Annotated in this window: 14 protein-coding genes; 4 read left to right on the top strand and 10 right to left on the bottom strand. The window is 31.3% G+C overall.

What is annotated here, in order from left to right; all coding sequences use genetic code 11:
- Positions 1-45 precede the first annotated feature (45 nt).
- From ABNT65_RS12875 to ABNT65_RS12850, 6 genes are all read right to left on the bottom strand, one after another.
- Positions 46-1,080, bottom strand: coding sequence for a cytochrome d ubiquinol oxidase subunit II (locus ABNT65_RS12875; RefSeq protein WP_348739596.1), 1,035 nt, complete (start codon positions 1,078-1,080; stop codon positions 46-48).
- A complete protein-coding gene (locus ABNT65_RS12870; RefSeq protein WP_348746007.1) occupies positions 1,077-2,390 on the bottom strand; it encodes a cytochrome ubiquinol oxidase subunit I in 1,314 nt (437 codons plus the stop codon). Before ABNT65_RS12870 ends, ABNT65_RS12875 begins: the two co-directional genes overlap by 4 nt.
- A 653-nt stretch (positions 2,391-3,043) precedes the next feature.
- On the bottom strand, positions 3,044-4,174 hold the full coding sequence (locus tag ABNT65_RS12865; RefSeq protein ID WP_348746006.1) for a DUF1624 domain-containing protein: 1,131 nt from the start codon (positions 4,172-4,174) through the stop codon (positions 3,044-3,046).
- 160 nt (positions 4,175-4,334) lie between these two features.
- Positions 4,335-5,354 (bottom strand): metal-dependent hydrolase, encoded by a 1,020-nt coding sequence (locus ABNT65_RS12860; RefSeq protein WP_348746005.1) that lies wholly within the window; start codon positions 5,352-5,354, stop codon positions 4,335-4,337.
- Positions 5,355-5,464: 110 nt separating this feature from the next.
- Positions 5,465-5,929: a hypothetical protein gene (locus ABNT65_RS12855; RefSeq protein WP_348746004.1), complete on the bottom strand. Its 465-nt coding sequence runs from the start codon at positions 5,927-5,929 to the stop codon at positions 5,465-5,467.
- A gap of 9 nt (positions 5,930-5,938) precedes the next feature.
- On the bottom strand, positions 5,939-8,062 hold the full coding sequence (locus ABNT65_RS12850) for a Tex family protein (RefSeq protein ID WP_348746003.1): 2,124 nt from the start codon (positions 8,060-8,062) through the stop codon (positions 5,939-5,941).
- A gap of 243 nt (positions 8,063-8,305) precedes the next feature.
- Here ABNT65_RS12850 and ABNT65_RS12845 point away from each other — a divergent pair, with 243 nt between their 5' ends.
- Positions 8,306-9,565 carry a hypothetical protein gene (locus ABNT65_RS12845; protein WP_348746002.1) on the top strand — a complete coding sequence of 420 codons (1,260 nt, stop codon included), beginning with the start codon at positions 8,306-8,308 and terminating at the stop codon, positions 9,563-9,565.
- 287 nt (positions 9,566-9,852) lie between these two features.
- On the opposite strand, the gene ABNT65_RS12840 is transcribed toward ABNT65_RS12845, so the two are convergent.
- Complete coding sequence (locus ABNT65_RS12840) at positions 9,853-10,755, bottom strand: histone deacetylase (protein ID WP_348746001.1); 903 nt, start codon at positions 10,753-10,755, stop codon at positions 9,853-9,855.
- Between the two features lie 235 nt (positions 10,756-10,990).
- Between ABNT65_RS12840 and ABNT65_RS12835 the strand changes: the two genes are divergently transcribed.
- Positions 10,991-13,318 carry a T9SS type A sorting domain-containing protein gene (locus ABNT65_RS12835; protein ID WP_348746000.1) on the top strand — a complete coding sequence of 776 codons (2,328 nt, stop codon included), beginning with the start codon at positions 10,991-10,993 and terminating at the stop codon, positions 13,316-13,318.
- A gap of 63 nt (positions 13,319-13,381) precedes the next feature.
- On the opposite strand, the gene ABNT65_RS12830 is transcribed toward ABNT65_RS12835, so the two are convergent.
- The 3 genes from ABNT65_RS12830 to ABNT65_RS12820 form a co-directional block, all read right to left on the bottom strand.
- Positions 13,382-14,233, bottom strand: coding sequence for an IS3 family transposase (locus ABNT65_RS12830; protein WP_348747831.1), 852 nt, complete (start codon positions 14,231-14,233; stop codon positions 13,382-13,384).
- Complete coding sequence (locus ABNT65_RS12825) at positions 14,230-14,661, bottom strand: helix-turn-helix domain-containing protein (RefSeq protein ID WP_348745999.1); 432 nt, start codon at positions 14,659-14,661, stop codon at positions 14,230-14,232. The genes ABNT65_RS12830 and ABNT65_RS12825 overlap by 4 nt, the downstream gene beginning before the upstream one ends.
- An 88-nt stretch (positions 14,662-14,749) precedes the next feature.
- Complete coding sequence (locus ABNT65_RS12820; RefSeq protein WP_348745998.1) at positions 14,750-15,973, bottom strand: hypothetical protein; 1,224 nt, start codon at positions 15,971-15,973, stop codon at positions 14,750-14,752.
- Between the two features lie 480 nt (positions 15,974-16,453).
- Between ABNT65_RS12820 and ABNT65_RS12815 the strand changes: the two genes are divergently transcribed.
- Positions 16,454-20,254: a PKD domain-containing protein gene (locus ABNT65_RS12815; RefSeq protein WP_348745997.1), complete on the top strand. Its 3,801-nt coding sequence runs from the start codon at positions 16,454-16,456 to the stop codon at positions 20,252-20,254.
- A gap of 1,056 nt (positions 20,255-21,310) precedes the next feature.
- A complete protein-coding gene (locus ABNT65_RS12810) occupies positions 21,311-25,552 on the top strand; it encodes a PKD domain-containing protein (protein WP_348745996.1) in 4,242 nt (1,413 codons plus the stop codon).
- Positions 25,553-25,566: the final 14 nt, after the last annotated feature.

Here is a 25,566-nt window from a genome sequence, read left to right as displayed (position 1 = left end):
AAACCGTTTTGTAGTGGTACAAAACGGTTTTTACTTTTTAGTTCTTTACTTACTGCTAGTGTTAGGACGTTCCAAAATTTTAATCAGTTTAAACGATTTTAATAAATGAAATAATCCTGGTAGAATAATAGCACCACCAATGAGTAAGGAAATACCGAGTACATTGATTACAGAACTAGGTGCCATACTTTCAAAAAGATTCAAACTTCCATTTTTAATTAACAAAGAATTTGGAAAATGCGGAATAATGGCCACAGCAATAATTAAAACTACTTGTAAACCAGCAAAAGTTCTGCTTATAATTCTACTTCCTTTTTTTACAAAATACCAAAGTGGAATTAAACAAATAGCCGATAGTATAATTAAACCAATACTTAATTTATCAGTTACAATTCCATTAACAAAGGGTAGTTTGTTTAAATACCCGTAGCTAATAGTTATAAATCCCATAATAACTACAACTATTGTAGCAGTTTTAGCCTTTCTAACATAAACAGGGTATCCTTCATCATTTGCTTCACCAATTAACAATACAGCTGATAAAAAAGCGCATAAACTAGCAAAAAATAAACCCACTAGTATAGAAAAGGTATTCAACCAAGGTGTAATATAAGCCTCAGAAAAACTACGTGTAGTTTCATCTACAATAATAATTTTACTACTTACCATTCCGCCAAAAACCATCCCAAGAAAAATTGGTGTAATTAAGCTTGAAATACGGAAAAGCCAATTGTAAATACGTTGTGATTCATCTACATAAGCATCGTAATGCCTAAATACAAAAGCAACTCCACGTAAGGTAATTCCTAGTAACATTAACGTAATGGGAATGTGTAAAGAAGTAACCATGATTTTATAATATTTAGGAAAGGCAATCCATAGAATTACGATTAAAATAATTACCCAAATATGATTGGCTTCCCAAACAGGTCCCATAACACGATAGACTGTCCTTTTGGTAATATCTTGATTTTTTTTTGACGAAAATAACTCGATAATACCCGCGCCAAAATCGGCACCTCCTAACAATACGTATAATAATAATGAAAAGGCCAAAAAGAAAAGAACTACTACAGTCATACGGTTGCTATTTTATCGTTATTAAAAGCTTTAATTTGTCTGGCCATTAACCAAGTAACAGTTATAGTAAGTATAGTATATAAAACTAAATACATATAAAAGCTATATTCAATACCAGGCATTGGTGTAACAGCATCTTTGGTTTTCATAATTTTATGAATAATCCAAGGCTGTCTTCCTACTTCAGTAACAATCCAACCAGCTTCTAAAGCAATAAAACCTGCGGGTGTTAGGAAAGCAAAAAGTTTCCAAAATAATTTTTTATCCATCCATTTTTTTCTTTTTCTGTTGATAAAAAAGAAAGCAATGCCAGCTAGCATTAAAATACCACCAAGCCCAACCATAATTTGAAAAGCATAGTGTACCATAGCTACATTAGGGATTTCATCTTCTGGGAAATCATTCAGTCCTTTTACTTCTGCATTAAAATCACCAAAGGCTAAAAAAGACAAGGCTTTAGGAATTTCTATTTTATAGTTGACTTCTTTTTTCTCTTGATCTACAATACCACCTATGTATAAAGGAACGCCTTTAGAAGTTTCGTAATGTGCTTCCATAGCGGCTAATTTTACTGGTTGACGTTTTGCAATGTCCTTAGCTGATATATCTCCACTAATAGGTTGTAAAATAGCTGCGATAGCTCCAAAGGTTAGTGCAATTTTAAAGGCTTTTGTATGCAGCTCTTTATTTTTGCCTCTAAGAATTTGAAAGGCATGTATACCAGCCACAGCAAACCCTGTAGCTGTAAAAGCAGCTAATACCATGTGTAAAGCTTGGGTAAACCAAGCAGGGTTTAAAAGTGCCTGAATAGGGTCTATATTTAAAAATTTTCCATCAACATAATCAAATCCAGAAGGAGCATTCATCCAACCATTGGCAGAAACTACTAAAATACCAGAGGCAACACCAGCAATACCTACAATGATTCCCGTAAACCAATGAAATTTTGATGGAAGATTTTTCCATCCGTATAAGTAAAATCCAAGCGCAATAGCTTCAACAAAAAAAGCTGCGCCTTCTAAGGAAAAAGGCATTCCAATAATTGGCCCTGCATGTTCCATGAATTCTGGCCAGAGAAGTCCTAATTCAAATGATAAAGCAGTACCAGAAACGGCTCCAGTAACAAAGAAAATAGCAACACCTTTTTGCCAAGCTTTAGTGAGTTTTAAATATGTAGGATTTCCGGTGTTTAACCATTTTTTATGAGAGACTACCATAAAAAAAGGCATGACCATGCCAATGCAGGCAAATACAATATGAAAAATAAGGGTAAATGCCATTTGGAGTCTAGCTGCATCTAGATTTTCCATAACCAAAAAGTTTTAAGATTGTGTGCTAACAAAGATACGAAATGTATGTCTGAAAGCCTTCTGAAAAGACTTGTTTTAATAGGATGGAAAGTAATTTTAACAATTGGTTTTTATCTGTTTATAATTTTAAATTAGTTGATGTTTGTACAAGTAAAAATTAAACACTGAATTGTTTTTTTGTACACGATTTTTTTCTCAGAAAAAAAAGGTGTACAGTAAGTGTACACGAAAAGTTTTCGCTAAGAAAAACGTGTACAAAATTTATTGATTGTTTGAAAGTGTGTTTTTAAGGCTTCGATTTATTTTAGTTGTATTTACCCAGCATATGTTATAGCTTTGAATTTAATACCAACTATAAAAGCAAAATTGACATTGTTTTGCTTTTGGTGTTCTTGCTAACTTTCCGCATTTAAGACAATTGTTAAGGAATATTTTATCTGAATAGTTGTTTAAAATTACTTTAGCAATTTTTTCTTTCTCTATTTCTAACTCCTGTTCTTGTAGATACGGATACTTTAGTTTACTTTTTATAGCAAGTGGTATCAAATAAAGGTAATGATTAATCAAATAGTTCACCGTTTCTTTTTTCATTATGATTGTTGAGAGTTTTTAATTTTCTTTCAAAAAATAGTTAAAATAATTCTTAAGAAGCTCTAAAAATACTTAATCCATTTAGAAGTACTTTTGCGTTTAAAATTAGAGAATTTTTTGGTTGGAAAATACAATAAAACTGCTAACACTATTGAAAGCAACCAAATTTGATATATACTGTTTAACTGAACAATTTTACCACCATTTACCGTAAACATTAAAATTGCATGGAGAATTAGAATAACGTATAGATGAATAACATAAAAGAATAATGGAGCAGAGCCATAGACTTTTAAAACCTTTGAAAGTAAATTGTTGCCTTTTTCAAAATAAGAAAGTAATAAAAAACCAATTCCTAAGGTTAATAGTAAAAAATGAAGCGAAGGCGGGTATTTAGTATAATTTAAAAATGACATTACCGATTTTAAAACAGAGCCTTGCGCTTCCCAAGGTAACGTTTCACCATAAATATTTAGTCCTCTTAATAGCAAAAGTAAACCAAGCGTAGAACCACCTATAAGTGTTAATGCTTTTTTTCTTTTTGAAGCTGTTATTTGATAATGATATAAAGAGCCTGTAAAGTATCCTAATAAAATAACGCCTATCCATGGTAAAACAGGATAAGAAACTCTGATTTTCATAAAATCGGTATTCAAATAACCTCTGTCATGAAGCATAGCCCAAAAATTATAGCCTAACTCAGTATTGTTAAATGTAATTGGTGTTAAAAAATTATGCCCAAAAACAATAATGAACCCAAGGATACCAATCCAAATTCTTGGTAGTTTACTTAAAAAAGCTAAGCAAATCATACTGATACCTATTGCCCATATAACTTGTAAATACAAAGTATGATAAGAGGCAGACCATGAAAAGTTTATAAGTGTGATTTCTAAAAGAAGTAAAAAAAGCCCTCGTTTGACTAAAAATCCCGTTGCTGATCTAGGTGGTTTGTTTTTTGGGTTGGCGTATAACCAAACAGATAAACCTGTTAGAAAGACAAAAATAGGGGCACATAAATGAGAAACTAACCTAGTAAAAAATAAACTACTATTGGTTTCTTGAATTGACATGGGATCGGAAAGGTAGTGGTTAGAAAAAAAATGCCCTCGTACATGATCAACTAACATTATTAACATGACAAAACCCCTTAATACATCTATAGACGTAATCCTTGTTTTTTTACTTTTCATTTTTAAATTATTTCTAATGTTTTGTCTAGTAGAAGGTTTGGTTTTGGTGGGTTTTATTTGTGATTTTTAAGTAGTAAATATAGTTAAAAATGAAAGCGAAGTTTTCATTTTTTAACGTTTTTAAGAAGTTTTTTAGCTTTTCAGAACTTAATAGGAATAATTATTTAATTCCCAAAACACGATTATAAAAAGCTTTAATATAGTCTTTATTTACAGGTTTTCTATAGCTTATTTGTTCAATGTTAAGGTGCTCTTTGCTTGATGGTTTTATAGAGTACTTAAATACATATTCACCTTTTTCTTTTCCTTGCCAACCGTTAAATTTTCCAAACCTTAAATCGTTCATCAATATACCTCCGTCAATAGGTTCAATTGTGTAAAAACCTTTGGTTACTTTTATTAGTGTTTGTATATCTTGATTTTTTAAAAAAGGTTTCAGTAATGATGTATTCGCAGGTTCAAAATCAAAACTCACATTTTTGTTTTCATCAAAAAAAGAATAAAATCCAGTATAATAACCATCTGTAGTTTTTACGGAACAACTCCAAAGAATAATATTAAAAGGAGTTGGTTTAGTAATCATTTTTTCAATCTTGATTCCTTGTTCAGATAAATTTTTCTTGAATACGTCTGTAGCTTTTTTCTGCAAAAATAATCCAGTAAGTAAATAAGAAGTGCTCAGAATGATTCCAAGCCAATTGAGTCTGTTACGCCAAGGGTTTGTTTTTTTAAAAAATAGTAACGCAATCAATAACAGTAGAAAGGGAACGGTATAAAAAGGATCTACCACAAAAACATTATATAAAGCATAGCCATAGCTAGTGAAAGGCCACAATAATTGAGTTCCCCAAGTTGTACAAAGATCTAAAAGAATATGGGTAAGAAAACACAATGAAAACAGAAGGTATAAATCTTTAAAAACAAGTTTTTTCCACCTAAAAGTTTTCCAAAATAGGTAAGCAAAAAGCCAACTTCCTAATATTACAAATAGCAATGAGTGGCTAAAACTACGGTGAAAAACCAATTCATCTACAGCATTCAAAAAAGGAGAAGCTAACACATCTAAATCAGGAATTGTTCCTGCTATGGCACCCAATAATAAAGCTTTGTTACCAATTTTTTTACCTACCACCGCTTCCGCAGTTGCTGCTCCTAATACAATTTGAGTTAGTGAATCCATAAAGGGTTAGTGTTTGATATATAGATTGGTGTAGGGTTGTATTTAAGTTTTTTTTACTTTGATATGCTAATAAAATTCCGAAATTTATTTTCATTAGTAATGGCTACTTTTTATTTCAATTCAAACTCTGTCTCATTTTTCCATTTAACTTTATATATTCCTGTACCATCATCTATTTTTTGAGCGCTAAACCCAAATGATTTAAGAAACATTGTTAGTCCAGTTATTCCACCATAAGGATAACTAAAAGCATAAAACTCTAGCCTACCTTTTTTTTCTTCAATTTTTTTACAACCTAAGAACTCAATTTCAATATTCTCTAAAAGATGTTCTATCATTGAATAGAAGTGCCAAGTTCCATCATTTGGTTTATGAGTTTTAAATTGGGGCTTTAAATCACGTTCTCCAAAATAATAATGTCTAAGAGCATAATTAGGAAATTTATCTAGCCAATACTTATCTGTTTTAAAATCCTCATTGTTTTTCGATTCAAAAATTAGGTTAAGAAGTTCAATTAAATCATTAAACTTATTTAAATTATTGACTTCAAATTCTATGTATTCGTTTTTTTCCAATCACTTCCCTTAAAAATTCATACTTAACTGAATACGCTTTCTCTGTATATCAATCTCTAACACTTTTACTCTAACCTGTTGTTGTAAGCTAACATGCTCATTAATATCCTTAACAAAACTATTGGAAAGATTAGAAACATGTACCAAACCACTTTCTTTAATACCAATATCAACAAAACAACCAAAATTGGTAATGTTGTTAACAATACCCGGTAATACCATACCTATTTTTAAATCGTTAATAGTTTTAATATTATCATCAAAAGAAAAAGCTTTGGCTTTTTCTCTAGGATCCAATCCCGGTTTTTCTAACTCCTTTACAATATCCTGTAGCGTAGGTAAACCAAAAGAATCTGTAACGTATTGTTGTAGTTTAATTTGTTTAAGAACAACCGTATTACCGATTAAATCCTCCACTTTTTTACCCAAGTCTTTTGCAATTTGTTTTACCAAGGCATAACGCTCAGGATGTACCGCAGAATCATCTAAAGGATTACTCCCTTTTTTAATTCTTAAAAAACCAGCCGATTGCTCAAAAGCTTTTCCGCCCAATCTAGGTACTTTTTTTATAGCTGTTCTGTTGGTAAAAGCACCATGTTCATTTCTATGTTGTACAATATTTTCTGCAAGTTTAGGACCAATACCAGAAACATAACTTAATAATGAAGCACTAGCTGTATTAATATTTACACCTACTTTGTTTACGCAATGTTCTACTACGGTGTGCAATGATTTTTTAAGATTATTTTGATCAACATCATGTTGGTATTGTCCTACACCAATAGATTTAGCTTCTATTTTTACCAATTCAGCCAAAGGATCCGCCAATCTTCTTCCAATAGAAACAGCACCACGTACTGTTACATCGTGGTTAGGAAATTCATCTCTGGCTATTTTAGAGGCAGAATAGATAGAAGCACCAGCCTCATTCACCACAAAAATTTCGATAGTATTTTTAAAAGAAATACTTTTTACTAATTGTTCCGTTTCTCTAGAAGCTGTTCCGTTACCAATAGAAATGGCTTCTATATTATATTTGTTTACCAAATGCTCTAAAGTATATGTAGCTTCCATGGCTTTGTTTTGAGGTGCATGCGGAAAAATAGTTTCATATTTAAGAATGTCACCTTGTTCATTTAAGCAAACCACTTTACAACCTGTTCTAAACCCTGGGTCAATAGCTAAAATTCTTTTTTCACCCAAAGGAGCACCCAACAGCAATTGTTGCAAGTTTTTAGCAAAAACATTGATAGCTGCTTCGTCAGCTTTTTCTTTAGCAACATTTAAAGCTTCGGTAGTTAAAGAAGGAAGTAATAAACGTTTGTAAGCATCGTCAATAGCAAGTTGAATCTCTGCACCAGATTCGTTATTTGCTTTGATAATTTTTCGGTCTACTTTCTCTAAAACACGATCGTCATCAATCGTTATTTTTACACGGATAAACCCTTCCTTTTCGGCGCGTAAAATAGCAAGCATTCTATGCGAAGGAATACGCTTTAAACTTTCCGACCAGTCAAAGTAATCTTTAAATTTTTGAGCTTCTTGCTCGTTCTGTTTAGTTTTTACCACTTTAGTATTTATGGTAGCAAACAAAGCCAATTCACGTCTAATTAAATTTCGAACATCCGTATGCTCATTAATCCATTCGGAAATAATATGACGAGCACCTTCTAAGGCAGCGTCAATAGAAGTAATGTTTTGATTTAGATATTTGTTAGCAACAAATTCAATATCGTTATTACCTTGGCTCATAATAATTTTAGCCAAAGGCTCTAAACCGTTATTACGAGCCGTTTCTGCTTTAGTTTTTCGTTTCTTTTTATAAGGTAAGTATAAATCTTCTAATACAGTGATGTCATCAACATGTTCAATCTTCGTTTTTAAAGCTTCGGTTAAACTACCTTGTTCATCAATGGCTTTTAAAATGGTTGTTTTTCTTTTTTCAAGTGCTTCAAAAGTTTCTTTTAAATTAACTATTTGCCCAATAGCAACTTCATCGAGATTACCAGTTTTTTCTTTTCGATATCTTGCTATAAAAGGAAGTGTACAATCTTCATTTAAAAGTTCAACAGTATTTTTAATAGCTGTAGTTGAAAACGAAGCTCTAGAAGCTATATAGTTTATTAATTGCATAGAATTTAAGTGAAATGTAAGGCAAAAATACGGAGTTTATGTCAAAGTAATTGTTGATGTAAATGGGTTGTTTCGGAAGAAAAATAATAACATTCGGCAGTTTTTTTAATGGTTTGTTGTTGTAGGTCAGTACTTTTAATCGGAGAAACAAGGGTTTTATACAGATATGTATTATCTTATAGGTAATTTATTCCTTGGTAATTTGTAAATAATATTGAGGTAAAGTTTAAAAGTAGCACAATCATGAAAAAAATAAGTAAAAATATAGCAATAGGATTCTTTTTTCTGACTTTGTTTAAAGTACATGCGCAAGAAGTTTATCATTTACTAGTACCTTCTAGAGATGGTAAAAAAGAAAACATTATACAAATAGGAAATAATAATGGAACAGAATTATTTGTCATGGCATCTTGTAAAAAATGTATGCCAGCCGTATACCAGCATAACAAAGAGGCAAGTGATATTTTAGGTAAAAAAGTGTATGGGACTTCTGGGATTTACGTGCTTCCGTATGATGAGAATAGTTATGTAGCAGTAGCACCCAAAGCACCACTAGTAGCTTTAGGGCAAGGAATATGGAAAACATTTTACTATACCAACTTTTTTAGTACTGATAAAAATAAGGTAAGTACCATGACTACTGAAAAAGTAACTGAATGGGCAATTGCTTTGTCTACTAAAATAATGACAGGAGATAAAGCAAAAGTAGATGCGAATAGTTCGGTTTACTTTCCAGCAGTACGTATAGCTTTTGCAGGAGGTAAAAAGCAACGAAAAGTATTGATATTAAAAGACGAAAAGGAATTAGCAATAGGAACAATTACCAAAGAAGCAAGTAATGGGTATAAGTTTTTACCTGAATACAGTAAAGTTTTAGGGATGAAAGTTTATGGAGATAGTGGTAATTTAAGAGAATATGTATTTGTAGAAAGCGAGGATGCTATTATTTGGGCAAAATTTAGTCATGGTAATGACTTAGGAAGATCAGCATGGGGAAAACACGAAGTGTATAATTATTTTCATAGAGATGAAACAGTGATACGTAAGTTATTGGTAGATAAAAGGCAACAAGATGCATTAGATGCTAAATTGAGTGATTGGAGTTTGAAGATAAAAAAACATGTTGAAGAAGCTCATGCTATTGAAGAAGCTGCCAATATTAAAAATAGGAGATTGCCTAAAAGAGGAATGCAAAACACAGCGTTAGAAGCACAAGCTCTAGTATCTGCAAAAAACTGGGCAAAACAATACCAATGGAAAGAAACAGTTACTAAGACTTATTTTACAGGAAATGATTGGGGAATTTATAGAAATAAGTTAACAGGTATTCAATTAGGAAGAAGAATTAGCGGAGTTGTTGTAATGAAACGACCAGATGGCAGGTGTAGTTTTCATTATGCTACGTTTACACAGCAGTATAATGGAAAGAGTTATCAAAAAGTTTTTCTAGAAGGAATTACTCCTGGGCAACAAATTTTGGAGTGTATACACGTTAATAAATAACATTTTTGTTTTCTTATAAAAAGTAGGTAAGCAAATATAATGTTTGACCTATGATAAAAAGTTTGAAAATCAAGATAGCAGTGTTGGCTATGAGATAAAAAGCTGTTTGAGCGTAAGCGAGTTCTTTTTATCTGTGGCTGGAGGTATCATCCGTAGTATTTTCTCAAGTTTTTATCATAAGTCTTGATTTTTGCTTCTTTTCATCAAGGAAAAGAAAGAGGTAATAAACTAAAAAAATCAGTGTTTTTGTTAGTTGTATAATCAAAAAAGTTACTGGTTGTATTAATTTAGAAAAAAATATCCTGTGCTAAACGAAATGTATTGGCATGCGCTTCTACAATAATTTTAATGTCTTCAGAATACCCACCACCCATACTACACATTACAGGTATTTTGTGGTCGTAACAAGTTTGTAGCACGTATCTATCACGTTCTTTACAACCCTCAATAGAAACATTGAGTTTTCCTAGTTTATCGCTTTCTAAAATATCAACACCAGATAAGTAGTAAATAAAATCGGGCTGTTGTTCTTGAATAATTTTAGGTAATGTCTCTTTTAAAATATTTAGATATGTATCATCAGTTATTCCATTTTCAAGAGGAATATCTAAATCCGATTGTTCTTTATGAAACGGATAATTACTTTTACCATGCATTGAAAAGGTAAATACAGAAGCATCGTTTTGAAAGATTTCAGCTGTTCCGTTACCTTGATGAACATCTAAATCAATAATGACTATTTTTTGAGCCAGTTTTTGTTCCTGTAAATAACGCGCGCCAATAGCTTGGTCATTTAATAAACAAAAACCCTCTCCGCTATTAGAAAAAGCATGATGCGTACCGCCTGCTATATTCATAGCAATTCCATTTTCTAGGGCAAATTTAGAGGCTTTCATAGTGCCATCAGCAATAACCATTTCTCTAGCTACTAATTGTTCGGTTAAAGGAAAACCTAATTTACGTTCGTCTTTTTTGGAAAGTGTAATGTTGAGTAAATCAAAAAAATACTCAGGATCATGTACTGCAAAAAAATGTTTGTTATTCGGGATTTCAGGCATGAAAAAATTAGTTTCATTGCAAGTTCCTTCAAATAATAACTGTTGTGGAAGTAAATCATACTTAATCATCGGAAATCGATGCTTAGGGGGCAACGGATGATTGTAAATTTCATGGTAGGCTATTTTTAGCATGTAACTTTGATCTTGAAATTATGGCTAAAGTATTGAATAAGCTATAAAATAAAAAGGTAGAGTTATAACTAAGCTTATATATATTTATCTGTGTTATGTATGTGTTTGAAAAATAAATATTTGGGTGTAAGTGAAACGAAAATAACTAACTGTTGTAATTCTATAGGATGCTTGTAAAATATTAAAGTGTTTTTTTAGTTATAAGAAACATTATAAACCTTTTACCCCTTCAAATATGAAAGTAATATTTTTACCCTTATTTTTTTATTGTTTCACCTTAATGTCCTTTGCTCAAGAAATACCTAAAGTATGGTGTAGTACGGAGTTGAATTCAAATGTGAAAAACAATAGAGTATCTTTAAATGACCAACTTACTTGGAATGATTTAAAAGCTTATCAAAAAAGAACCAATTATCATATTGCCGTAATTCCAATTACGTATGCAGATGTTCCTCTGAATTTCAAGGAGCAGTTTCCTACTAAAAATGATTGGGAGCGCATTATTTTTCACAGTAAAATACAAGATACCTTTAGAAGATTATCAAATGATAATTTTACACTTACAGGAGATGTTTTTGATTATATAACTAGTAATTCTGTATATTGGAATAGTGCTACTAATACTACTATTCCTTTTCAAGAAGTGTTGGACAACATGTCTTTTACCCTTCCTAATTTTGATGTTGAAAAATATGATGAGATTGTTTTTCTCAGTTGTCATGATGCTGCGCTCTCAGCATCTAATGTAGGTAGTTATTCTTACACTATTAATGGAAAAACATATTCGCAAGGAGCCATGATTATGTATTATGAGAACGGAAGAAGTAGAAGAAATACTAGTGGAAATTTAGTGAATACACTTAAGTCTAAGAAAAATTATTTAATACCTACTACTGGAGGAGGATCAGAAGAAGGTAAAGTATTTTATGATTTAAGTCAAACGGAAGCTACTTTTTGCCATGAACTTGGACATTCTATGGGAATAGGAGCGCATGCTAATTCCAGAACCAATGGTAATAAATATGATTATGAGCCAGAAGTTTCAAACAATAGGAACTTTTATGATAGAGAGTATGGAAATGCTTATGATATAATGGGAACACATGCGTTTTCTAGCTCTATGAATGGCTACTTTAGAGAAGTAATTGGGTTGTTACCTTATGAAAATATTGAAACAGTAAATGAAATTGGAACAAAAACGGTGACAATTTATCCTATTAATAGTAAGGCTTCTAAGCGATATGTGGAAGTTTTATTACCATTTCAGCGTACATTTTCACAATACAAAGAAGCTGGTTATGGAATTGAGGTACGAAAGGTAGATGCGTTTGATGAGATGTTAAAACACCCAGAATTAAAAGATAATGTAGAAGGAGTTTTTGTACATAAAATAAACGGGTTAGCCAATCATTTGTTAGATATGAGCCCTTCGGCTAATATTAATTTTAGTTGGGGGACATATTATGATATAAGAGATGTGGTTTTGAAACCAGGAGAAATATATGAGAATAATGATGTGAAGTTGAGTAATGTTAAAAAAAATAACGACGGTTCTTTTACTTTAGATATTGAAATTAAAAACAGTAAAAATAAAACCCCAGCTCCAACTGCATTAAATGTAACTCGTTTAGCAACTTCTCAACTAAAGGTAACTTGGGAGAACAATCATTTAAGTTCAGGGAATAATGGTAACGTGTTGGTACAATATAGAACTTTAGGGAGTAATTCCTGGAGAGCAGTAGGAAGTGTAGCAAACAATGCAACTAGTTATACAACTGGTTTTGGTACAAATGTAAATCAGGTTTATGAATTTAGAATTCGAGTTGAAGGTACTACTACAAACTTGCCTTCAAGAGCCTCTAATATTGTTGCAACAGGCTGTAATTTAAAAGTTACCAATATGTATGTGAGAGATGTAAAATGTACTAATGATAGCTCAGGTGAAGTAGAAGTTGATGCAGAAGGAGGTGTGCCTCCTTATCAGTATAAAGTAGAAGGAGGTACGTATACTAGCTCTGATATTATTAAAGGATTGTCTGTAGGTACCTATACAATCTATGTTAAAGATGCTAATGGATGTGAAGTTTCAAAAGAAATGACAAAGCCTATTAAAAGCCCAAAACCTATAGTGATATCTTATGATTTGGATGGAACTGACCTGACTATAAAACCAAATTTTGGAACGGGAATATACCAGTATAAATTAAATGCTGGTAGTTGGACTAATAATCCTGTTTTTGAAAATGTATCGGGAGATTTTACAATAAGCGTTAAAGATCAAAATGGTTGTGAAGTAGATAATAAAACACTTAACGTTGCTGTTTTTGATGAGGTTGGTTTTAAAATGTATCCCAATCCAGTATCAGATAATTTATATATTTCAGCTAATAATATTATTAAGAAAATTAAGATATTTAATTTATTAGGTGAAAAGGTTGCTGTTTATAAAATGAATAAAAAAGCAGTAAAAATTAATACTTCTGATTTAGGTATTGGGATGTATATTGTAAAAATAAAAACAGAAAACAATAGAAGTTTAACAAGAAAGGTAATAGTAGAGTAACCTATCTATTTGTGACGTCCTGAATACTCGTTACAATAATTAATATATTAAAGGTAGTAATTTTTAAATTGCTACCTTTAGTTTTTTGTAGCTTTTTCTTTTGACTTTTTTTTGTTGGTGCATTTGATTAGGAGTTAACATTGAATTTGATAAATGAGGTCTTATTTGATTGTAAATATTGATTGCATTTTTAATTAACTTCTTTTTAATTTGTATAGAAACGTCGTATTTATCAATTGCAAATTCTTGTTTAAGAATCCCATTGATTCTTTCAGCTATAGCATTTTCATAAGGATCATATTTTTCAGTCATGCTAGGTTTGATATTATTGATACTTAACATTTTTTGATATTCATTAGAGCAATATTGTAACCCTCTATCTGAATGATGAATAATAGGTTCTTTATTATAATTTCTATTAGAGATTGCCATATCTAGGGCTCTTAAAGAACCTGCTACATTTAAACTATTAGAGACATCATACCCCATTATTTTTTTAGAGTAAGCATCAGTAATTAGCGCTAAATAACATGGGTTTTCTCTCTTTCCAATGTAAGTAATATCACTCACCCATACTTGTTCAGGTCTTACAAATTCTATATTTTTAAGTTGATTTACATGTTTTCTAAATCTATGATGAGAATTTGTAGTTATATGATATTTTTTTCTTGGTAGAATTAATAAATTATTAGCTTTTAATATTTTAAACAACTTATCACGACCAACACCAATTGCTTTTAATTCAGATTTTAAAAGATAAAATAATTTCCTTGTACCTATTCTCGGCATTGATATACGGATAGTATTTACTAAATCAATAACCTTTTTACTAAGCTTTTGTTTCTCTTTATATGAATGAATAGCTCTATAATATACCTGCCTATTCACCCCGAGTAAATCACAGGTAGCTGTTATGCTTTCTTTGGCTTCTTGACTATATTTTTTGATAACTCGGGTACGTGCTTTTTTCTGATTGGAATATTAAATTCTTCTTCAGCAATATCAATCATCATATCAAAAATGATGACTTTTTTATCAGCAAGCTCTGCTAAATATTCAGCACGTGCTTTTTGCTTTTCTAAAAGCTTGACTTGTTGCTCTAATTCTAAAATACGCTGTTCAGGTGTTTTTGACATGGTTTGATTTATACTAAAATCGTAATCAAATTTACCATATTTTTTTAACCAAGTACGAATCGTAGATCTTGCTTGAATACCATATTTATCAATCGCTTGAGTTCTGGTTAATAATCCTTGCTCAATCTCTTGAACAACTTGTAGTTTAAAGGACAAACTATAATCCTTTTGGGTTCGCTTTACATAATCTGATTTCCTAGAATCCATAAAATAACTTTTAGTTGTAACGCTATTTTAGGACGGGACAATTAATAAAAATAAAAGCCCAATTTGTTAAAAAATTGGGCTTTTATTTTTAGTTTATTTTATTGATAAAATAATTTATATAAAACTGTTGTACAGCATTCCAGCCATGAACCCAATCATTTGGGGTATTGATAAACATGTAAAATCGCATAATACTATTGTCAGAAGCTCTATAACCACCGTAGCCACCAGGACCACCCTTTACCAATTGCCCGTTATAATTAGGAATAGGGCCAGAGGTAAATTCATAAACACCTTGTCCATTATTTTCTCTAATTAAAACAGGAACTTTTGATGCTATCCAAGGGTTACTAGTAGTGTTATTGGCGTCAAATTGTTTATTGTTGAAATCAAACCCTTGGTTAACAACATTATTTTGGAACTTAAGACTTACAAAAGAAAAATTAGGTTCGTAGTCGTAATATTCATCACCAAATAAAGCAAAAGCATGTCCAAACTCATGAGTAAAAGTAATGGCAAGCATATTTTGGTGTATTAAATCAGAAGAAACTAATTTAGCTAAAGAATAGTCCTCGTAACTCATGTATACCTTTTTAATTTTATCAGAAGTATTTGCATAAGCTTGCCCTACACCTGGAGAAATATAAACTTGGGTATTGAATTGTTTTTGATTAAATAAATTGTCAAAACGATTTAAGTTCCTTTGAATAATATTTTTTTGATTAGGGGTTGTGCTTGTATTGTCTAATGAAAACCCATCAGCATATGAGAATATTTGATCTGTTTTACTAAAATCAAAACCTACCGTACTAGCCATGTTTTGCATAAAATTATTGGCGTCTTTAGGTTCTTTTGCTCCAAAGAAAAGCTGTTTGTTTTTTGAGAAGTATTTACCAGCTTTGTCTCTCATATTAGTAAGTTCTTCTTTAGAAAAAGGGTAGGAGTTTTGGTCTCTACTTTTTGAAAGTATTGCGTAGTATACATTAAATTTCTCTTTATTTTTATCAAAAGGTTGGGTTTTAAATAAAGAGAAGTCACCATTACCAACCATTTCGTCTATTAGTTTTTCAAAAGAGGCATCTGTTTGGTTTTTATCTTTAACTTCAAAAATAATACCTATAGAATACGCGTTACTATTGCCACTTCCATGTGCAAGTTTCCACGTATTTAGAGTTACTAGTTCACTAGTTTCATTATCAGTATCAATGTTGTTGTTTGTGTCTAAGTCCTCAATAGTATCATCATTACAGCTTAGAAAGAGTAAAATAGTAAGTACACTTATAATTCTTAGAAAACTAAATTTATTCATCATTTTGTTAATTGTTTAATATAACTACAAAACGAAGTAGGTGAAAAATACCCTATTTAAAAATTGAGGTTTTAACATTCTTTAAGATTTATATTTAGGTTAAAATTCTATAACTAAAAATAACTTTAAAGTCCTTTAAACTCTCGTTTTAGAAGGTTTGTTTATTTTTTAAAAAAGTTGAATTCTTATTTTTTTTGGTTTTTGATTGTGAAATTTTTGTTTAAAGTGTTTTTTCTTTGAATATTTTCCTTTTTTTTAACTTTGCTACTGGTAGGTACTGTACTTGTTTACCGTTTGCTGGTATTATATTATCGTAATGTTAATAAAATGCTAATTTACATTGTATAATTTACTTTTTTTGGAGCTCTTTGTTTTGGTTGAGATACTTTAAACTGATTTTTATTGTGATTTAAGTAAAGTTAAAAGTAAGTGAGATCAATACAAATATTAAAAAACTAAACCTAAACAACACCAAGAAGTATTATGATAAAAAAAATAAGAATTTTAATAGCCTTATTGGCTATGAGTATGAGCATTACCTACGCTCAGGAAAAAAATGGCTGTGGGGTAAGCCTAACTCTAGAGGAAATTGAAGCTCACAAAAAACAAGTGGGTAAAATTATGCAAAAAATAAAAAACAGAAAGTTAACCAAGAAAAAAAGCAATGGCACTTACAAAATACCTGTTATTTTTCACATTTTGCATAATGGAGAGGGAGATGGACCTAATAATAAAAATGAAATCAGTAAGGAAACCATGGCTTGTAAAATAGCCAATGCTATTGAGGTGGCTAATAAAGATTTTCGAGGAGAGTATCCAGAATTTAACACAACAGATCCTAGGTTTGATGCAGTTAAAGATAAAATGGATAATATAGAATTTATTTTAGCTACTGAAGATCCTGATGGAAATTTGTTAGATACTCCAGGAATGAATTGGAAAGCAGATGGAGAATTAATTAGTTGGGGTTATGATAAAAGAATAACAGATGATCCTTGGTGGTGGGGTAAAAATGGGAAATATTATTTGCAGGTTTTTATTGTTCATTACCCAAATGAAAATGGTAAATGGAACCAATCTGGGCACGCTTTTTTACCAAATGGAGGTAATGAAAAAGCATTCCCTAGAATAGTATACAACTGGCGATATATAGGAGCTTATGACTCTTGTGGAGGGGGAAGTGGAGTTAATGGAGCTGGTATCTATGCTGGTCCAAATTTTGAAAAAGTTTTTACACATGAAATCGGACACTTTTTTGGATTGAGTCATGTTTTTCCTCGTATTGAAAATGGAAATAGAACTTGTGGAGATGGAGATGGTTTAGCAGATACCCCCAATACACCAGGTCAAGAAGGTTGTACTAGGGATAAGCTAAATGATTGTGGGGTATACGCGAATCTTGAAAATCACATGGATTATAACACTGCTTGTCAAAATATGTTTACCAAGGATCAAGTAGCATTAATGAATTATTGGTTGGAAGATACTAGTGAAGTAATGCACCCAAGAGGATTGCTTTGGCAAGAAAGTAATTTAATGGCAACAGGAATAATACCTGCTACACCTGTAGCAAAAATTAAAAGTAATGTTGATGCAATTTGTAGTGGACAAAGTATTCAATTTGAAGACGTGTCAACAGGTATACCTACTACTAGAGAATGGACTTTTGAAGGAGGAAGCCCAGCAACGTCTTCTTCGTTAACACCGGTTGTAGCTTATAATACATCAGGTAAATATAAAGTAACATTAAAAGTAACAAATAGTTTAGGACAAGATATAAAGGAGTATGTTGATTATGTGTATGTAGATCAATCAAAAACAACTGATTTTTCTGAGAGTTTTGCAGGAGTATTTCCTCCTAAAGGTTGGAGTATCTCTAATCCAGATAATGAATTAGCTTGGGAAAAAAGAGCAGATATTGGAAATGGAGATAATTCATGTATGATTATGAATAATGCAGAGAATGATAAGGTTGGAGCAGAAGACTTTATTCGTATGCCATATTTTGATTTCACTAGTGCGGCTAAAGCTGAGTTGTATTTTGATGTTGCGTATACAAAGTTTGATAATAATAGTCCAGACGTACTTAAAGTTGAAGTTTCTACGGATTGTGGAGCAACCTGGGTAGAAGCTTATAGTAAAACACATACTGAGTTAGAAACGTTAGAAGTACCAACTAGTGCATCAAATGATTGGGTTCCTTCTAAAGAGGAGCACTGGAGAAAAGAAATTGTAGATTTAAGTGCCTATGATAGTGAATCAAAAATCACTATAAGATTTAAAAATGTATCAGGTTTTGGAACCCGTATATGGATAGATAATATAAAATTATCAATGAAAAATAATGTAGCACCAGTTGTAGATTTTTATGCAAATAAAAGAAGTACAATATGTGATGCATTAACAACTACATTTCAAGATGTTTCTTCTGGGCAACCTACTTCATGGCAATGGGAATTTCCTGGAGGAACACCAGCTACTTCAACTGCAGAAAAGCCAGAAGTTACCTATGCTGGAGCAGGAGAGTATGATGTGAAGTTAACTGTTACAAATGTGTTTGGTACCTCTACAATTACTAAAGCTGGTTTTGTTGTACTGGAGACTCCAAACAATGGTTCGTTTGATCAAGATTTTTCGGGAAGTTTCCCACCAGAAGGATGGCAAATAATTAATTCAGATAATGGGTTACAATTTGAAAAACGTAATGATGTAGGTAATGGAGATAACTCTTGTATGATAATGAATAATGCAGATAACGAAACAGTAGGTGAGGTGGATGAGATTATTATGTATCCTATAGATTTAACAAAAGGAAATACAATGTTTGCATTTGACGTAGCATATACTAAATACAATCATTTTAAGCCGGAGTTTAATGTAGATAGTCCAGATAAACTAAAAGTTATGATGTCTAAAGATTGTGGTGTAACTTGGTTAACAGTGTATGACAAAACACATCATGACCTGCAAACTGTTGAGGTATTAGATAACCCGGATACTTCTAGCAACGAGCCAAATGATTGGATTCCTACAAATGCTTCAGATTGGAGAAAGGAGTACGTATTATTGGATGAGTATAAAGGAGAGAAAAACGTATTAGTTAAATTTGTTAATGAATCAGGATATGGAACCCGTATTTGGATTGACAATGTAAAAGTGGAATTTGATAGTAAGCAAGTACCAAATTCAGATTTTAAATTAGAGAAGGAGAACATTTGTTTAGATATACCTGTTAGTTTTAAAGATATATCAACAGGTTCACCAACTACTTGGGCTTGGATATTTGAAGGAGGGTCTCCAGCTACATCAAATGAAAAGAATCCTCAAGTAATTTATAGTACTCCTGGTAAGTATCGTGTACAGTTAATTGCGACTAATCAATATGGAGAAGGTTCAACGCAAATAAAGGAAGAATTTGTAACAATTAACGAAAAAACAGAATTGCCATATAGTGAGAATTTTGAAGGAGACTTTCCTATTGAAGGATGGCATATTATTAATACTGATAATGATGATATTCTATGGGAAAAAAGAACAGATGTAGGTAATGGAGATACTTCTTGTTTAGTAATTAATAATGCAGATAATGAAAAAGACAAAGTTGATGAATTGATATTGAAACCTTTTGACTTTTCTGGAGGCGAGAATCAGACTTTAGCTTTTGATTTGGCATATACAAAGTATAATAGTTCAATCCCAGCTAATAATGTAGATAGCCCTGATAATTTAATTATTCTAGTCTCAAAAGATTGTGGAGAGAATTGGACAGAGGTATACAATAAAACACATCATGATTTACAAACAATAGAAGTACTTGATGATCCAGATACAGATAGTAACGAACCAAATGATTGGATTCCTACAGAAGCAAATCATTGGAGAAGAGAGGTAGTGGATTTAAAAAGCTATACAGGGAATCCTAGTGTTTTAGTAAAATTTAAAAATATATCAGGATTTGGAACGCGTATATGGATTGATAATTTAGAGATAAATGAAGATAGTACTTTAGGAATAGAAGAAGAAAGCACTAAGAATAACTTAGCTTATGTATATCCTAATCCAGTAAGTAAAGATTTAATTATACATTTAATTAAGGAGCAAAATAAATCAACAAGCTTAACTGTAAAGGTTTATGATGTAACAGGAAAGTTGATAAAGAATATTAAAGATGCTAATATTAATACGGTAATGAAGTTGAATGTAGAAAACTTTAAAAACGGAGTTTATATTTTACAAATCAACAACGGTAGTGAAATAAGTAAAAGTATGTTTATAAAAGAATAAATTCATTGTTAATTTATGACCTATTAAAAAAATGAAAAACCTTTTAAAATAAAAAGTAGAATAGGTCTTTTAATAGTTTTAAAAATAAGTGGTTATTGAATAGTATTTGCTCTATTCAATAACCACTTATTTATTTCTAGTATTCCTTTTTAATGGTGTTAATTAGTTGAGGGAGAATAATTGATAAAGTATTGCATTGTTTTTTGAAGAATGGTATGAAATGATTTCTAATCGTTTTAACCCATACATGGATTTAGAGTTCTTTTTAAGTATTTAAAATAGAGGAGTGTTTATGATAACCCTTTCTGCTTAAATAAATACCTAAAACTATTGAAAGATATTTTTTTCAAATGAAGATGCATTAATGTAAAAATAACAAGCATATTACTATGAATATTCTATTTTTATATACAAACGTCAAATTGTTTATAGTTGATAATATCTATATCGTTATTAATTAAATAGCTGGGGTTAATTTTAATAATACCATCATATGATTATAGTTTCTAAATATAAAACTATAGATACACTTAAAGATTTTAAGAGATTAAATTAAGATCTCGTTTGTCAATCATTTAATTCGAGAACCAAACAAAATGATAGAAATTTTCTACATGGAAAAAGAAACTTTTCTGTTTTTCAGATTTATGTATATGTTAATATTCTACAATTAAAAATAACTTTAAAGCTCCTTTTAATACTAAGTTTGGTAGTTTTTGTTGTTTTTGTTAAGGGTGAATTCTTATTTTTTTTAATTTTAATTGTGGATATTTTTATAAAAATGCTGTTTTGTTAAGAATAGTTCTTTTTTTGTGCTTTTTAACTGGTAGGTACTGTATTGGTTTACCGGTTAATGATACTATATTACCTTAATGTTAAAAAAATATCAGTTTGTGTTGTATAATTTGTTTCTTTTGACGTGAATTATTTTGATAAAAATATTTAAAACTTGTTTTTATTGAGATTTTTGTAAAATGAGCGCTCGTTAAAATTAAACATATATATGTAGAAGTTAATATATAATAAATCCGAAAATTACACTAACAAACAAACATCATGACAAACAAACTAAAGTTATTTGTAGCTATATTGGTTACATTTATTGGAGGATCCTACGCTCAAAAAGTAGATAGATGCGGGGCGCATTTAACTCCAAAAGAATTGCTGATTTATAAAAAGAGTATTGAGAATTTTAAACAAAAAAGAAAAGAAGGAATATTTAGAAAAAGAAATACTACTTACAAAATACCAGTTGTTTTTCACATTTTACATAATGGAGAAGGAGATGGACCTAATAATAAAAATGAAATCAGTAAGGAAACTATGGCTTGTAAAATAGCCAATGCTATTGAGGTGGCTAATAAAGATTTTCGAGGAGAGTATCCAGAATTTAACACAACAGATCCTAGGTTTGATGCAGTTAAAGATAAAATGGATAATATAGAATTTATTTTAGCTACTGAAGATCCTGATGGAAATTTGTTAGATACTCCAGGAATGAATTGGAAAGCAGATGGAGAATTAATTAGTTGGGGTTATGATAAAAGAATAACAGATGACCCTTGGTGGTGGGGTAAAAATGGAAAATATTATTTACAGGTTTTTATTGTTCATTATCCAAATGAAAATGGTAAATGGAATCAATCCGGACATGCTTTTTTACCAAATGGGCCACATGAAAAAACTTACCCTAGAATAGTATTCAACTGGCGTTACATAGGTGCTTATGACTCTTGTGGAGGAGGAAGTGGAGTTAATGGAGCTGGTATCTATGCCGGGCCAAATTTTGAAAAGGTTTTTACACATGAAATCGGACACTTTTTTGGGTTAAATCATGTTTTTCCAGCTAGAGATGCAGATGGAAATGCAGTTTGTGGAGATGGAGATGGTTTAGCAGATACCCCCAATACACCAGGTCAAGAAGGTTGTACTAGGGATAAACTAAATGATTGTGGGGTATACGCGAATCTTGAAAATCACATGGATTATAATACCTCTTGTCAAAATATGTTTACCAAGGATCAAGTAGCATTAATGAATTATTGGTTGGAAGATACTAGTGAAGTAATGCATCCAAGAGGATTGCTTTGGCAAGAAAGTAATTTAATGGCAACAGGAATAATACCTGCTACACCTGTAGCAAAAATTAAAAGTAATGTTGATGCAATTTGTAGTGGACAAAGTATTCAATTTGAAGACGTGTCAACAGGTATACCTACTACTAGAGAATGGACTTTTGAAGGAGGAAGCCCAGCTACGTCTTCTTCGTTAGCACCGGTTGTAGCTTATAATACATCAGGTAAATATAAAGTAACATTAAAAGTAACAAATAGTTTAGGAAAAGATATAAAGGAGTATGTTGATTATGTGTATGTAGATCAATCAAAAACAACTGATTTTTCTGAGAGTTTTGCAGGAGTATTTCCTCCTAAAGGTTGGAGTATTTCTAATCCAGATAATGAATTGGCTTGGGAAAAAAGAGCAGATATTGGAAATGGAGATAATTCATGTATGATTATGAACAATGCAGAGAATGATAAAGTTGGAGCAGAAGACTTTATTCGTATGCCATATTTTGATTTCACTAGTGCGGCTAAAGCTGAGTTGTATTTTGATGTTGCGTATACAAAATTTGATAATGATAGTCCAGATGCACTAAAAGTTGAAGTTTCTACGGATTGTGGAGCGACCTGGGTAGAGGTTTATAGTAAAACACATACTGAGTTAGAAACGTTAGAAGTACCAACTAGTGCATCAAATGATTGGGTTCCCTCTAAAGAGGAGCATTGGAGAAAAGAAATTGTAGATTTAAGTGCCTATGATGGTGAATCAAAAATCACTATAAGATTTAAAAATGTATCAGGTTTTGGAACCCGTATATGGATAGATAATGTAAAATTATCAATGAAAAATAATGTAGCACCAGTTGTAGATTTTTATGCAAATAAAAGAAGTACAATATGTGATGCATTAACAACTACATTTCAAGATGTTTCTTCTGGGCAACCTACTTCATGGCAATGGGAATTTCCTGGAGGAACACCAGCTACTTCAACTGCAGAAAAGCCAGAAGTTACCTATAGTCAGCAAGGAGCTTATAATGTGAAGTTAACGGTAACAAACGCCTATGGAACAAGTACAGCTACTAAGTCTAACTTTATAGTAATTCAGATTCCTGAGAAGAATTCATTTAATCAAGGTTTTTCGGGAAGTTTCCCGCCAGAAGGATGGCAGATAATTAATCCTGATAGTGGATTACAATTTGAAAAACGTAATGATGTAGGTAACGGAGATAATTCTTGTATGATAATGAATAATGCAGATAACGAAACAGTAGGTGAGTTGGATGAAATTATTATGTATCCTATAGATTTAACAAAAGGAAATACAATGTTTACATTTGACGTAGCATATACTAAATACAATCATTTTAAGCCGGAGTTTAATGTAGATAGTCCAGATAAACTAAAAGTTATGATGTCTAAAGATTGTGGTGTAACTTGGTTAACAGTGTATGACAAAACACATCATGACCTGCAAACTGTTGAGGTATTAGATAACCCGGATACTTCTAGCAACGAGCCAAACGACTGGGTTCCTACAAATGCTTCAGATTGGAGAAAAGAACACGTACTATTAGATGAATATAAAGGAGAGAAAAACGTATTAATTAAATTTGTTAATGAATCAGGATATGGAACCCGTATTTGGATTGACAATGTAAAAGTAGAATTTGATAGTAAGCAAGTACCAAATTCAGATTTTAAATTAGAGAAGGAGAACATTTGTTTAGATATACCTGTTAGTTTTAAAGATATATCAACAGGCTCACCAACTACTTGGGCTTGGATATTTGAAGGAGGGTCTCCAGCTACATCAAATGAAAAGAACCCTAAAGTAACTTATAGTACTACTGGTAAGTACCGTGTACAGTTAATTGCAACTAATCAATATGGAGAAGGTTCAACGCAAATAAAGGAAGAATTTGTAACAATTAACGAAAAAACAGAATTGCCATATAGTGAGAATTTTGAAGGAGACTTTCCTATTGAAGGATGGCATATTATTAATACTGATAATGATGATATTCTATGGGAAAAAAGAACAGATGTAGGTAATGGAGATACTTCTTGTTTAGTAATTAATAATGCAGATAATGAAAAAGACAAAGTTGATGAATTGATATTGAAACCTTTTGACTTTTCTGGAGGCGAGAATCAGGCTTTAGCTTTTGATTTGGCGTATACAAAATATAACAGTTCAATTCCAGATAATAATGTAGATAGTCCTGATAATTTAATTATTCTAGTCTCAAAAGACTGTGGAGAGAATTGGACAGAGGTATACAATAAAACACATCATGATTTACAAACAATAGAAGTACTTGATAATCCAGATACAGATAGTAACGAACCAAATGATTGGGTTCCTACAAAAGCAAATCATTGGAGAAGAGAGGTAGTGGATTTAAAAAGCTATACAGGGAATCCTAGTGTTTTAGTAAAATTTAAAAATATATCAGGATTTGGAACGCGTATATGGATTGATAATCTAGCAATAAATGAGGACAAAATTAATGATGTAGAGTATTGTGAGTCTGCAGGAAATAGAATTAAATATGAATGGATAGCAGGTGTTACCGTAGGGAATTTTACGCATACAACAGATGCGGCAAAATATTTAGATTTGACAAAGACAGTAGCGGCTATTCCATTGGTAGCGGGAGAAAGTACATCAATGACGTTGACACCGGGTTATTTGAATTCAAAATATAAAGAATTTTTTAAGGTTTGGGTAGATTATAATAAAAATGGAACTTTTGAGAATTCTGAAGTATTATTTGATTCAGGAAGTGCTATACCTAATGCGCAAACAAAAACAGTAACAGTGCCAGCTAATATTCAAAATGGAAAGACTAGAATGCGTGTGTCTATGGCGTATAATAGAGCTCCAAAGCCATGTGGTAGTGTAGGAGATGGTGCTGTTCAGGATTATACTGTAAGTATATCAACTAATGCATCAAGACTAAGAGAATTAAAAGAAGGAAGTAGCTTAGGTACATCATTTAAAATGTATCCAAATCCAGTAAGTAATGAGTTGACACTTGATTTAGGTGAAAAAACTGATGGTTTAAGTATTAAAGTTTTTGATGTGACAGGGAAGTTGATAAAAACTTCAAAATCTAGTAGTTTAAATGGAGTAATGAAGTTGAATGTTGGGGGTTTTAAAAACGGAGTTTATATTTTGCAAATTAACAACGGAAAAAAAATAGATAAAAAAGTATTTATCAAAGAATAAAGCCATTGTTAATT

Source organism: Tenacibaculum sp. 190524A02b (assembly GCF_964036645.1).
GTDB classification, from domain to species: Bacteria; Bacteroidota; Bacteroidia; order Flavobacteriales; family Flavobacteriaceae; genus Polaribacter; species Polaribacter vairaonense.
This window is presented reverse-complemented; position numbering and strand designations above follow the sequence as displayed.